Origin of the sequence: Pseudomonas sp. PB106, from assembly GCF_009764645.1 — a bacterium.
GTDB lineage: Bacteria > Pseudomonadota > Gammaproteobacteria > Pseudomonadales > Pseudomonadaceae > Aquipseudomonas.
The window spans coordinates 162,953-176,657 of sequence record NZ_RWIM01000005.1; the positions used below are offsets into that span (position 1 = coordinate 162,953).

10 protein-coding genes and 1 tRNA gene are annotated in these 13,705 nt (G+C 58.1%); 3 read left to right on the forward strand and 8 right to left on the reverse strand.

Going from position 1 to position 13,705, the window contains the following annotated elements:
• Positions 1–444: 444 nt before the first annotated feature.
• Both EJA71_RS01380 and EJA71_RS01385 read left to right on the forward strand, forming a co-directional pair.
• Positions 445–804 (forward strand): DUF6124 family protein, encoded by a 360-nt coding sequence (locus EJA71_RS01380; RefSeq protein WP_158953655.1) that lies wholly within the window; start codon positions 445–447, stop codon positions 802–804.
• 122 nt (positions 805–926) lie between these two features.
• Positions 927–1,172: a type II toxin-antitoxin system ParD family antitoxin gene (locus EJA71_RS01385; RefSeq protein ID WP_158953657.1), complete on the forward strand. Its 246-nt coding sequence runs from the start codon at positions 927–929 to the stop codon at positions 1,170–1,172.
• 346 nt (positions 1,173–1,518) lie between these two features.
• On the opposite strand, the gene EJA71_RS01390 is transcribed toward EJA71_RS01385, so the two are convergent.
• The 8 genes from EJA71_RS01390 to fdnG all read right to left on the reverse strand — a co-directional run bounded on the left by EJA71_RS01390 (position 1,519) and on the right by fdnG (position 12,129).
• Entirely contained in the window at positions 1,519–3,024 is a 1,506-nt protein-coding gene (locus tag EJA71_RS01390) for a hypothetical protein (RefSeq protein ID WP_158953659.1), read from the reverse strand.
• A 47-nt stretch (positions 3,025–3,071) separates the two neighbouring features.
• Positions 3,072–3,167, reverse strand: a tRNA-Sec gene (locus EJA71_RS01395).
• Positions 3,168–3,173: 6 nt separating this feature from the next.
• Positions 3,174–5,090: a selenocysteine-specific translation elongation factor gene (gene selB, locus EJA71_RS01400; RefSeq protein WP_158953689.1), complete on the reverse strand. Its 1,917-nt coding sequence runs from the start codon at positions 5,088–5,090 to the stop codon at positions 3,174–3,176.
• Positions 5,087–6,490: an L-seryl-tRNA(Sec) selenium transferase gene (selA, locus tag EJA71_RS01405; protein ID WP_178113638.1), complete on the reverse strand. Its 1,404-nt coding sequence runs from the start codon at positions 6,488–6,490 to the stop codon at positions 5,087–5,089. The genes selB and selA overlap by 4 nt, the downstream gene beginning before the upstream one ends.
• A 45-nt stretch (positions 6,491–6,535) precedes the next feature.
• Entirely contained in the window at positions 6,536–7,462 is a 927-nt protein-coding gene (gene fdhE, locus EJA71_RS01410; protein ID WP_158953663.1) for a formate dehydrogenase accessory protein FdhE, read from the reverse strand.
• A gap of 3 nt (positions 7,463–7,465) precedes the next feature.
• Entirely contained in the window at positions 7,466–8,131 is a 666-nt protein-coding gene (locus EJA71_RS01415; protein WP_158953665.1) for a formate dehydrogenase subunit gamma, read from the reverse strand.
• Positions 8,128–9,063 carry a formate dehydrogenase subunit beta gene (gene fdxH / locus EJA71_RS01420; protein WP_110719271.1) on the reverse strand — a complete coding sequence of 312 codons (936 nt, stop codon included), beginning with the start codon at positions 9,061–9,063 and terminating at the stop codon, positions 8,128–8,130. Before fdxH ends, EJA71_RS01415 begins: the two co-directional genes overlap by 4 nt.
• Positions 9,064–12,129, reverse strand: a complete 3,066-nt coding sequence (fdnG, locus tag EJA71_RS01425) for a formate dehydrogenase-N subunit alpha (RefSeq protein ID WP_158953667.1) — start codon at positions 12,127–12,129, stop codon at positions 9,064–9,066.
• Positions 12,130–12,461: 332 nt separating this feature from the next.
• Here fdnG and EJA71_RS01430 point away from each other — a divergent pair, with 332 nt between their 5' ends.
• On the forward strand, positions 12,462–13,616 hold the full coding sequence (locus tag EJA71_RS01430; protein WP_158953669.1) for a MalY/PatB family protein: 1,155 nt from the start codon (positions 12,462–12,464) through the stop codon (positions 13,614–13,616).
• Positions 13,617–13,705 lie beyond the last annotated feature (89 nt).

Below are 13,705 nucleotides of genomic sequence, written 5' to 3' on the forward strand. Positions count from 1 at the left end.
CCCCTGTAGGAGTGAGCCTGCTCGCGATAGCGTCTTTTCAGCAACACTCATGCTGACTGAAGCGTTATCAGAGAGAGACCACGTTTGCCCACGGATTTTCGCCTGCCTTTCGCCTTTTAAACTGGAGCGTTTAAAAGACACCTCCAGACACGCCTTCCAGGCTACAAATTCTTGCGCTATTGCCTACAGCTACTCCAGAATCCGCCGGCTTGTGCGCCTTGGGGTCAGGTTCTATTGTGGTGCGGTCGCTGACGAATCAGCGATCGGGTTTAGCAGCTCGGCAATTTCAAGGCACGCGAGTATCGCCATTACGTTATGGCGGCTTTGCGTGGGGCACTTCGGTGCGCCGGGATCCTTGAGCCTGGTCTGCTAACCCGCGTACAGCCGCCACCCTATCCGTTTAGCAGCGAGGGTTGACGGCTCCATTTCTCAGGGAGCTTTACCATGATCAAACCAACGCCAAACCCACCCGAAACCAACACCACCTCCCCCTACGAATCCCTCGATTCAAAAAAACTCCACGAAGCTGCCGACCGCGCCCTCGATCACTACCTCTGCCCGCCCGGCTCCACCCCACCGCCCCGTAAAACCCGCAGAATGTACGCCGTCACCGCCGACTTCAAAAATGAAGAACTGCTGGCCGATGCCTGCGAAACACTCGCCTCGGCCAGAACCATCGCCCATGACTTCGCCCACCTCATACCGGCGTCGCAACGCAGGACGCTGCTGGGGATTGCGCAACTGATCATGCTCGGCGAGTTGGCTGTAAGTCGGGTGATGGATAATCTGGAATTGCCGGGCTGATCTGCACCCGGCAATCCTATGGCGAGGGAGCAAGCGCTCTCGCCACAGGGCTAAACAGGGGCAGAACACGTTCCTTGCTTGTTGCTTTCGCGCATGTTCGACCATCCTCCGGAGGCCCGCTCATGGTAACCGTACGAAAAACCATCACCTTGACTGAGCAGCAAGGCCACTGGATCAGAGCCCAGACCGAAGCCGGCAATTACAACAACGACAGCGAATACATCCGCGATCTGATCTGCCGTGAACAGAAGCCATACGCCGAACTGGAAACCATCCGAGCAGCTATTTCGGAAGGTGAGTCCAGTGGAACACCTCGCCCCTTCGATCCCAAGGCGTTCAAGAAGAGAATGTTGAGCGTGCAGGGCTGAATACCGCCTACCCTCCGCCGCTGAGGGTGACCTCGAGGCGATCTGGGTTATACGACGCAGCAAAGGGTCTGGATCAGGCCAATCTCTACATCGACATTCTTACTTCATCTTTCGATATCTTTAGCCGAACGCCGCGAAACTGCACTGTTTTGAGACGGAAAACGCTGTAGGTGTCGACGCGCCAACACATAATCTAATTTCAAATCAAGGCAAAAAAACAACCACATGTATTGCACAATCGGAGCAAACACACTGCAGCATCGACTCAACTACTCTAACTAAAAACTCCTCGTAAAATTTTTACCCTCAGGAAAGCAACGTTTATCCGCAAAACAAGACGACCAGATCAACGTTTAATAAGTCGTTTCATAGAAACTATCACTTGCCAAATCAGTACGCCAAACGCAACAGAAAAAACCAGACTTACAAACTCCATGCCTGGCCTTAAAAATTGCTTGAATGGTAAAAACCCTGATGCCCAACCATTGAAAAAGTCAGATATTTTCGATATCAATGGATTGTATTCTGGGTAGATTTTATAGAGGCAATTGTGTGTCTGCGCGATAGTCAGGAGATAAAAAACCATCGACAAAACCGAAATCCATGAAACGGCACAGATATAACACTGGCCAAAATTGGAAAAAAATTTGCTGGCACTGTACACCAAGCGGTCTGGCCACCGGCCGACTATCTCTTTTTTGTACTTTTTCATTTCAAGCGCAAAAAAATTATTTGCTTCTATATGTCCACCATGATTATCAAGTGCATGCTTTATCGCACGAAAGGTCTCTCTATTACTCCCTTCAAAATCCAGCTCAACATTATGAAAATTTGGAGTTTCCATGGTATTTATTTTTTCAACATCCAACCCTCCCTTAAATTTCGCTCCTCTAAAGCTCGCGAATTCCAAAAACGTAACAAACCGCAGAGTTACTGTCTTACCCGTCGGCTTTTCCATAGACACAAACTGACCAAAAGCATCTTTGCTGCCAAGCAGTCCAAAAATACAGTTTTCAAATCCTGCAAATTTGCTAAAAATACTTTTGGTCAAAGTCATCTCAAATATATTGCCTCCATAGAAATCCGCCATTTTTTCGAAGTTACAATTATCTACTAACAGCTCCCTTGCGACATTGTTCTTAAACTCGAACTTCCCCTTAAACACACAAGAGACAAATTTCGCCATATCCATCGAATTCATATCATTTAAATAAGTAGCATCGTGAAATACGCATTCATTCGCTATTATTTTTCCGACGATTGTAGGGTATCGTGCATCCCCATCAAACAAGTAGCCATTTAACTCTAGGCCTTCTAGCTTGATCCCCTCAGAAAAAATGCAACCTGAGAAAAGAGGATTGCTAATAATCTTCCTTTCTTTTTGATCCTCCCCCACACAAACTACCTCCCTCTCAAAAGTACATTTTTGATAGAGACAGTCATCATAAGAAAACTCTTTTCGCAACTTCATCTCAACCACTTCGTACTCGGATATAAACCGACAATCAAAAAAAGAAACCCTCGGAAAGGATAAAGGTATTTTTTTTGCTGAAAAATTACATTGAGTGAAGCGAATAGTTCGAAAACACTCCAACGATCTTATTATTTTCTCGCCTTCAGCACCGCCAGGAAAATGAATATGATGCAAGTGAAGTTCTTTTTGATTTATTTTAGCCAAGGTTTGCGGAAGCATTTTAAACTTCCCGCCCTTACCCACACTAATTGCCCTAAACGGCCTTCCTGTTTCTGTGCTTATAAAGTAAGCAAGTGCTTCACGAAACCCATCAAAATCAGTGAAGTCTTTGTTCTTTTCTTTAATTAGCATAGTGCGGGGATTTACATAGCTATCCATGGCAGACCTTCAAAATTTCGGAAGGTTTGCATGTTAACCGGAATTATTGGCGGAAGGCAGCCGGAGTCGAACCTGCCCGGGAACGGATGCCGTCCCCAACCGGGTTTGAAGCCCGGCCGCGCCACCGGGCGCGATTGCCTTCCTTGAACTCAGTGTGCGTCGGCGTGGGCCAGCGCGTTGTCGGGGCGGATCTGGCGGGATTCGCCAGTGCGTCGGGTCAGGCCGAGGCGGTCGAAATATTCGAGGTACTGAATGCAGCGTTTGCGTCCCAAGCCTAGCGCATCGCGGAAGGTTGTCACCTGGATCGACGGATTTTCCTCGGCGAGTTTCAACAACACCGCTGCCATTTGCCGCAATTGCACGTCGCTCAGAAACAGGTCACGCACCACCTGGTGCATCAATCCCAGACGCGCCAATTTGCGCAACAGCAGGCGCACCGCAGCATCGTCCTGACCGAGCATTTTCGCCACATCGCGTACCCACGGCGGATCGAACCCGGCGTTTTCAAACAGCGGCTGCATCTGCTGCCACAGGGTTTCGTCTTCAGCGTTCAAGCGCACTTGGTGATCGGGCAAATGCAGCCATGGGCCGCTGGCATTGATCGATCCCGCTTCGCGCAATTCGTCGAGCAGGCTGGAAAACGTTGAACGCTCCAGCGCCAAACCGCTGAAGCGCCGCAAGCGATCGCGATCCGGGCCCATATGGTCGGGTTCCAGCTCATGAAACTTCGCCAATTGCTCCAGCAAGTTGAATTTCAGCTGGCCCCAGCGCTGCAGGTTGAAAAGCACCGGGCCTTGGCGGGTGTCGATCAGGCGTACGTTTTCCGCCAACGACCACGTCGAGCGCGGGCGATTGAATTGGCGTTCCAGTCGCTGTGGGTCGAGGCCGCCGGCGCTGTGATTCAACAGCACGGGCAAGGCTTGCTCGAGGCTGTTGCTGCTCAGTAACGCATGCAGTTGCGCCAGACGCTCCGGGCTGCGGCGTTGGCGGGCCGGCGCGAACGGATCGAGTACGCGCCCGCCGCCGAGAGTACGTTGGGCGCTGGAGTCGCGCAGGATCAGCCGATCGCCCTTCACCGCGTGCACGGGCGCGTTGATCAGCAGCTGCGCGAACATGCGTTCACCAGGGCTTAAGCGTGGGCCTTCGAGCAACGCGACGCGGGCAATCACATCCTGTGTGCCAAGGTGCACATGCACCGGGTGAAAGTGCTCGAAGGTGCGTTCGCCGGGCAGGAGTTGGAATTCGATATCCACCCGCTGAGTCGGGGCGTGCAACCACTCCGACACCAGCCATTGCCCGCGATGAATCTGCGCCAGTTCAAGGCGTTCGCCGCTCAGATTCAGCGCCACCCGTTGCCCAGCGAAGGCTTGCTCTGCAGCCTGATTCTGCGCGTGCAATCCGCGAACCCTGACCGATTTTCCGGAAGGTCCGAGGGTGAGTTTGTCTGCAACAGAAACCACCCCGGACAACGCCGTCCCGGTGACCACAATCCCCGCGCCGGCCACGCTGAAGGCCCGATCAATGGCCAGCCGAAAACCACCTTCGCGACTGCGCGCCAATACTTCACGCTGCGTGTGCAACAACGTCTCACGCAGCTCATCAACGCCCTGCCCGGTCACACTCGACACAATCACAACCGGCGCCTCGGCAAACGGCCCAGGTTCCAGCAAATCGAGAACCTGGCGCTGCACTTCTTCCACCCTGCCCGCCTCGACCCGATCACATTTGGTGATCGCCACCAGCGCTCGGGGAATGCCGAGCAATTCGACAATCGCCAGATGCTCGCGCGTCTGCAGCATCACGCCGTCATCCGCTGCGACCACCAGCAACACCAGATCGATGCCCTGCGCTCCGGCAAGCATGTTGTGAGTGAATTTCTCGTGGCCGGGCACGTCGATAAATCCGGTCAGTCCGGCGCCCGGCTCAAGTTCGGCATACAGATAACCCAAGTCGATGGTCATCCCGCGCTCGCGTTCCTGCGGGCGGCGGTCGCCGGTTTGCCCGGTCAGGGCTTGCAGCAGCGACGTCTTGCCGTGGTCGATGTGCCCCGCAGTGCCGACGATCACTGATCGACCTGCAAGTGCGGCAGCTGGGCGAGCCATGCTGGTTCGTCGTCGAGTTGGCGCAGATCGAGCCACAGCGCATCGTCGTCGATACGCCCGAGCACGGGGATCGGCAACCCACGCAACGCCGCTTCCAGATTTAACAGGCAACGCCCACGCAACCGCTTCGAAACCTGCGGGCGACAACACAGCGCCGCACTCGGCAGGCGCGCGACCGGTTGGCTGCCGCTGCCGATCATGCCCAAGGCGTGTACGGCACTGACCGCCCAGGTTTCCCCCAGCACGTCAGCCAGCGCCGGTTGCAAGCGTGAGGCCTGCGCGAAGATGTCGGCCTGCGGGCGCGTCAGCAGGCGCAAACTCGGCAAGCGCTCAGCGAGACGGTCCGGATCGCGATACAGACCGAGCACCGCTTCCAGCGCCGCCAAGGTCAATTTATCGACCCGCAATGCGCGTTTCAGTGGGTTCTTCTTGATCTTCGCGATCAGTTCTTTGCGCCCGACGATCAATCCGGCCTGCGGCCCGCCGAGCAATTTGTCGCCGCTGAAGGTAACGATGTCCGCGCCATCGAGCAGCGCCTGACGCACCGTCGGTTCTGCCGGCAAGCCCCAACGGGTCAGGTCGAGCAGACTGCCGCTGCCGAGATCTTCCAGCAGCGGCAAGCCATGTCGATGGGCCAACTCGGCCAGTTCCGCAGTCGGCACGCGCGCGGTGAAGCCTTCGATGCTGTAGTTGCTCGGGTGCACGCGCATGATCAAACCGCTGCGTGGGCTGATCGCCGCTTCGTAGTCGCGAGCGTGGGTGCGATTGGTGGTGCCGACCTCGTGCAGACGCACGCCGGCGCGGGCCATGATGTCGGGAATGCGGAAGGCGCCGCCAATCTCGATCAGCTCGCCACGGGAAATGATGCCTTCCTTGCGCGCGCCCAGACTGTTGAGCGTCAGCAGCACGGCGGCGGCATTGTTGTTGACCACGGTGACGGCTTCGGCGCCGGTCAGTTCGCGTATCAGGCCTTCGATCAGGTCATCGCGATCGCCGCGTTTGCCGCTGGCCAGATCGAATTCCAGATTGAGTGGATAACGCGCGGCCATTTGCACGGCGTCGATGGCTTCGTCGGGTAGAAGCGCTCGACCGAGGTTGGTGTGCAGCACGGTGCCGGTGAGATTGAACACCCGGCGCACGCTGCTACGTTGCTGTTGTGCCAAGCGCTCACCGACGCGACCGGCCAACACTTCGGGACTGATTTCTACCGCCGCCAATTGCCCGTTCACCACGCCGGGCCGCAATTCATCGAGCAACTGCCGCAAATTCGCCAGCAGCGACTCACGCCCGTGACGCTCAAGCAAAGGCACACACGCCGGGTGACGCAACAAACCATCAATGGAAGGTAACCGCAGGGACATCAGCCACTCCTGGAGACAGATCACTGCGCAAGAGTGTAGACCCTGCTGTCACTCGTCTCCCGGAGCCAGCAACAGATTCGGTGCCAGCCGCTGATAGCCGTCCTGCGCCAGACGCATGTCCAGCAGCAAACTGCTCAAATCCGCCGACAATGCCTCCGCATCGGCATCGTTTTCCAGGTACACCAGTTTCAGATAACTGTTACAGCCCGGACAGACCTCCGCCCTGATCGGCGCCTGATTGGCGGCATGGCGATCATCCTCAAGGCTGAAATAGTCCAGGCCCTTGCTCGATTCGCAATACACGCACTTGACCCGCACCACATGCCATTCACAGGCACACAGTGAACACACCAGATAACGCAAACCGTTGTGCTTGCCGCGATGGCGGATCACCCCGGCCATCGCCGGTGAACCGCAGGCCGGGCATTGGCTGAGGCTGTCACCGGGTCTGAGTTTCAGGTCAGGCGCGCTGAGCAGCCAATGGCTCCACGCCGTTTGCAGCGCCGCGCCGAGAAACGGCACCAGTTGCGCCGGCACCATCGAATATTGACCGCTGACCAGCGCCACGGCCCATGAGCGGAGCTGTCCGGAATCGGCGGCGCGCAGTGTGTCCACCGCGTCAAGCACGGCGGGTTGAGCCGAAGGCTCATAACGCTGAAGAAAAGCGCCGAGATACGCCTGCCAACCCTCTTCGCGCACCAAAGTATCAGCCGCGAACGGCGGCAAACCATGCTGCTGACAGGCTTCGATCCGTTGTTGATCGAACGGCGCTACGAGCGGTGGATCGTCGAACACCTGCTGCTGCACCCGGCACAATCCGGCAATCAAGCGCAGATACTCGGCCAGCGCATGCCTCTCGGCCAGTTGCTCCAGCCGATCAGCACGCAGCGAAAACAGATTAGGCGGCGGCAGATGCAGAAACGGCGGCGAACTGGCCGCCGCTTCGATTTCCCCAGGTTCCAGAATGGTTGGCAAAAGTCAGCCCTTTTTGGTGATCGGTCGCTCCGGCACGTCCGGTTGACGTTCATCGCGAGTGATGTCGCGATACCACAGTTCATGGTGTTTCTTCGCCCAGGCGCGGCTGACCCAGCCATGCAGCATCGCGTCCACCGAACCCTTGATCCACAGTCCGGCGTAGATGTGAATGATGATGCTCAGCACCAGAATGAAGCCGGCCAGCGCATGCAACAGCATCGCCCAGCGAATCACCGTGATGCCGAAATAAGCACTGAACCAGGCGCGCCAGATCACCAGCCCGGTGAACAACAAACCGAGCATGCACAGCAGTAAAGTCCAGAACAGCAGCTTTTGCCCGGCGTTGTATTTGCCCACCGGCGGAACGCTTTCTTCATCGTTGACCAGCACCCGGTCAATGCGCCGCAGCCATTTGCCGTCGTTGCTGATGAAGAAGTTGGCGCGCCAGAAACTCAGCACCAGACCAAGGAAAAACACAAACATCGCGATGCCCATGTACGGATGCAGAATCCGCGTCCACGGCCCGCCGCCGAACAGGTTGCTCAGCCAGAACAGCGACGGATGGAACAACGCCAGCCCCGACAGCCCGGCCATGAAAAACAGGATCGCTACCAGCCAGTGATTGGTGCGCTGGTTGGCGGTGTAACGCAGGATCGTCTTGTTGCTCATGGCCGGTCCTCCCCGCGTGGATCGAAGGTGTGCACCGCCGGGTCGACGACGTGCACCGAGGTGTCAGGTGGCGCCGGATGTTCGTCCTCTTCGACGCGATTCGGGCCGATGCGCACGTAATGGAAGAACCCGGCCAGCACCGCCGCGCCCATCGCCAGTAGACCGAGAGGTTTACTGATGCCTTTCCACAGGCCTACCAACGGACTGATCGCCGGATCCTGCGGCAGGTTGGCGTAGATCGTCGGCGTATCGGCGTGGTGCAACACATACATCACATGGGTGCCGCCAACGCCTGCCGGGTCATATAAACCAGCGTTTTCGAAGCCACGGCTTTTCAGATCGACGATGCGCTCGGCGGCGTGTTCCTTCATGTCTTCCTTGGTGCCGAAGACGATGGCGCCGGTCGGGCAGGTTTTCACGCAGGCCGGCTCCAGCCCTACCGCGACGCGATCCGAACACAAGGTGCACTTGTAGGCTTTGTGATCTTTCTGCGAAATGCGCGGAATGTTGAACGGGCAACCGGTGATGCAATAGCCACAACCGATGCAGTGATCCTGATCGAAATCGACGATGCCATTGGCGTGCTTGATGATCGCGCCGGGGCTCGGGCACGCCGCCAGACAACCGGGCTCGGCGCAGTGCATGCAGCCGTCCTTGCGGATCAGCCATTCGAGATTGCCCGCATCGGTTTCGTGCTCGGTGAAGCGCATCAACGTCCAGGTTTCCGCGCTCAGATCCTGCGGGTTGTCGTAGGTGCCGTGGTTGTGGCCGACCTCGTCGCGCAGCTCGTTCCATTCCGAGCAGGCGACCTGGCAGGCCTTGCAGCCGATGCATTTGGTGGTGTCGATCAGCTTGGCCACCGCCTCCTGATTCCTCACCGACGGCGGCACCGTGGTAGTGGCCGAGCGGGCAATGATGTCTTGGCTGGCCATTTACAGTTTCTCCACGTTGACCAGGAATGACTTGGATTCCGGGGTCTGTGTATTGCCATCGCCGAGGAACGGCACCAGGGTGTTGGTCAGGTAACCGTGGCGCGTCAGACCGGTGAAACCCCAGTGCAGCGGGATGCCGATCTGATGCACGACCTGGCCGTTGACCTGCAGCGGCCGGATCCTTTTCGTCACTACCGCCACCGCTTCGATAAAGCCACGCTTGCAACTGACCCGCACGCGATCACCGGCGGCAATGCCCTTCTCTTTCGCCAGCACTTCGCCGATTTCCACGAACTGCTCAGGCTGAGCAATCGCGTTCAACTTGCAGTGTTTGCTCCAGAAGTGGAAATGTTCGGTGAGCCGGTAACTGGTGCCGGCGTACGGGAAGTCCTTGGCCTCGCCGAGGGTTTCCCAGACCGAATCGAAGATCCGCGCCGCCGGATTACTGGTGGCTTTCTTGTTTTGCGGGTGCAACGGGTTGATGCCGATCGGCGTTTCGAACGGCTCGTAGTGCTCGGGGAATGGGCCCTCGTTCATCTTGTCGACAGCAAAGAACCGCGCCACGCCTTCGGGGTTCATGATGAACGGGTTCATCCCGGCCTCTGGCGGTACGTCGGCCTTGTAATCCGGCACATCGGTGCCGGTCCAGACCTTGCCGTTCCACCACACCAAGCGTTTTTTCGGATCCCACGGTTTACCGGCGACATCCGCCGAGGCGCGGTTGTAGAGAATCCGCCGGTTGGCCGGCCAGGCCCACGCCCAGCCCAGATGCTGGTGCATGCCGAACGGATCGCTGTTGTCGCGACGGGCCATCTGGTTGCCAGCCTCGGTCCAGCTGCCGGCGAAAATCCAGCAACCGGAGGCAGTGCTGCCGTCATCCTTGAGCAAGCCAAACCCAGCCAGTTGCGAGCCGGCCTTGACCGCGACGCCCGTGGCATCAGTGAAATCGCTGACAGCACTGCCGTTGATTTCCTTGGCCAATTCCTCCGGCGAAGGCTCGTCGGGGATCTTGTACGGCCAGGTCAGCTTCAGCAGCGGATCGGGGAATTTGCCGCCCTCGGCCTGATAACGCTTGCGCAGGCGCAGGAACAATTCGCTCATGATGCGAATGTCGGTTTGCGCTTCGCCCGGGCCATCGGCGCCTTTCCAGTGCCATTGCAGCCAGCGGCTGCTGTTGACCAGCGAGCCGTCCTCTTCGGCAAAACAGGTGGTCGGCAGGCGTATGACTTCGGTCTGGATGTCGGCGCTTTTCACGTCGTTGTACGGCCCGACGTTTTGCCAGAACTCCGAGGTTTCGGTGGCCAGCGGGTCCATCACCACCAGCCATTTCAGTTTGGCCAGTGCGCCCATCACCCGATTCTTGTCCGGCAATGCCGCAATCGGATTGAAGCCCTGGCACATGTAACCGTTGACCTTGCCTTGGCTCATCAGGTCGAACATCTTCAGCACGTCGTAGTTGGGAATGTCGAGTTTCGGCAAATGGTCGTAGCACCAATTGTTCTCGACCGTGGCGTTGGCGCCGTACCACGACTTCATCAGGCTGACGTGGAATTTGCTGTAGTTCTGCCAGTACGACAGTTGCCCCGGACGCAGCGGCACTTGTGTGCGTTTGTGGATGAAGGCGTTGTAGTCCTGCTCGCTGTCCTGCCCCAAGGTCAGGTAGCCCGGCAGTGCGTTGGAGAGCAAGCCAAGGTCGGTCAGCCCCTGAATGTTCGAGTGACCGCGCAAGGCGTTGACCCCGCCACCAGGCATGCCGACGTTGCCCAGCAACAGTTGCACCATCGCCGCGCTGCGAATGATTTGTGCGCCGATCGAGTGCTGGGTCCAGCCGAGGGCATAGAGAATCGTCATGGTCTTGCCCGGAATCGAACAAGTGGCAATCTCTTCCCAGATTTTCTGCATGGCGTCGACCGGCATGCCGCAGATCTGGCTGGCGAGGTCGATGTTGTAGCGGCTGTAATGCACCTTCATCAATTGATAGACGCAACGTGGGTCCTGCAAGGTCGGGTCGACTTTGACGAAGCCGTCGTCGCCCATCTCGTAACCCCAGCCGGACTTGTCGGTGTAGGTGCGTTTCTCTGCGTCGTAGCCGCTGAAAATGCCGTCTTCGAAGCCGTAGCCGGCTCTGACGATGAACGACATGTCGGTGTAGTTGCGCACGTATTCGTGCTGGATCTTGTCCTCGGTCAGCAGGTAATTGATCAGCCCGCCCATGAAGGCGATGTCAGTGCCGGTGCGGATCGGCGCGTAGTAGTCGGCCACCGAAGCGGTCCGGGTAAAACGCGGATCGACCACGATCAGCCGCGCAGCGTTGTGCGCTTTGGCCTCGGTCACCCATTTGAAGCCGCACGGATGCGCTTCTGCTGCGTTGCCACCCATCACCAGGATCAGATTCGCGTTGGCGATATCGGTCCAGGTATTGGTCATGGCACCACGGCCGTACGTCGGGGCAAGACTTGCCACCGTCGGGCCGTGTCAGACACGCGCCTGGTTATCGAACCCCAGCATGCCGAGACTGCGAATCACCTTCTGGGTGATGTAGCCGGCTTCGTTGGACGCCGCCGACGCCGCGAGGAAACCGGTGCTTAGCCAGCGATTCACCGTTTGCCCGTTGGCATTCTGCTCGATGAAGTTGGCGTCGCGGTCGGTTTTCATCAGGTCGGCGATGCGGTCGAGCGCTTCGTCCCAACTGATCCGCGTCCACTCACTGCTGCCCGGTTTGCGGGTTTGCGGGTAGAGCAAACGGCCGGGGCTGTGAATGAAGTCGAGAAGGCCTGCGCCTTTCGGGCAGAGAGTGCCGCGGTTGACCGGGTGGTCGGCGTCGCCCTCGATGTGAATGATGCTTTGCGCTACGTTCTTCGCTCCATCGCCCTGGCTGTACATGATCAAACCGCAACCGACCGAGCAATACGGGCAGGTGTTGCGGGTTTCATGGGTGTGGGCAAGCTTGAAGTGGCGCACCTGCTCGGCGAAGGCTGGCGTCGGGGCCATGCCCAACGCGCCCAGGCTAGAGCCTGCAAGGCCGATACCGGCGACCTTGAAGAACTGACGACGGCTGAGATCCATCGTGCACTCCTGATCAGGTGGAACCCGGTACTTGTGCCGGGTTTTATCTGGACAATCACGGTTGCGGCAAACGCGTGCCGACTTTTTCACTGTAGACAATGACCACACGATCTGTGTGAAAACCGACCGTCGGCCGTTTGTCGGCTCTCCTACTAACAACCGCAATCCCTGTGGGAGCTGGCTTGCCAGCGATAGCAGTGGATCAGCCACCATCTTTATTGGATGTGCCGACGCCATCGCTGGCAAGCCAGCTCCCACAGGTTTTGTGTGCTCCCACCTGGCCATGGGCTTAGAATGCCGGCAGGACCAACCCCGCCTTCACGAGACCGCGCATGACTTTCGATTTTGATCAGGTATTCGACCGCCACAACACTGGCAGCACCAAGTGGAGCCGCTATTCGGCTGACGTGCTGCCGATGTGGGTCGCTGATATGGATTTCGCCGCGCCGCCGGTAATCATCGAGGCGCTGCAACAGCGCCTGCTGCACCCGCTGGTGGGCTACAGCGTCGCCCAGGACAACCTGCGCGAAGCCATCGTTGCCGATCTCTGGAACAAGTTCGCCTGGCAGGTCCAACCGCAAGAGTTGATTTTCCTGCCGGGCGTCGAATCCGGTTTCAACATGGCTTTGAGAGCGCTGGTACAGCCGCAGCAGAACGTTGTGGTGCAAGTGCCGAACTACCCGCCACTGCGCCACGCACCGGGGCATTGGGGCCTGAACAAGGTCGAGCTGGCATTCGACGCGCAGGCCGATGGCACTTACCTGACCCCGCTGCACGCGCTGCGTGAGTCGCTGAACGGTGGCGGCGCACTGCTGCTCAGCAACCCGCACAACCCGCTCGGCAAAGTGTTCGCCCGCAAAGAGCTGCAAGCCGTGGCCGACATCTGCGTGGCGCAGGACGCGTGGATCATCTCCGACGAAATCCACGCTGAGCTGTGCTTCGACGGTCGCGTGCACATTCCGACCGCATCCCTCAGCCCGGAAATCGCCCAACGCACGATCACCCTGATGTCGGCGAGCAAGGCCTACAACATCGCCGGCCTCAAGACTTCATTCATGATCATCCAGAACGCCGCCCTGCGCGAACGCGTCAATCACGCCCGCTGCGGCATGGTCGACAGCGTCAATCCGCTGGGGATGGAAGCCACCCGCGTGGCCTACAGCGAAGGCGCGCCGTGGCTGGCCGAACTGAAAACCTATCTGCAGGCTAACCGTGATTGGCTGGTTGACGCCGTACGCAGTCGCTTGCCGGGGGTAACCATCAATGTGCCGCAGGGCACGTATCTGGCGTGGCTGGATTGCTCGGCGCTGGACCTGGACGACCCGCAACGCTTCTTCCTTGAACATGGCAAAGTCGGGCTCAGCGCGGGTCTGGATTTTGGCGATCAACATCAGCAATACGTGCGCCTGAACTTCGGCTGCCCGCGCTCGATGCTCGAAGAAGGCATCGCCCGGATGGAGCGCGCGCTGACCCACCGCAACACTTGAGAACACCACATCCCCCTGTAGGAGCTGCCGAAGGCTGCGATCTTTTGATCTTGCTGTTTAAAAGGTCAAAATCAAAAGATCGCAGCCTT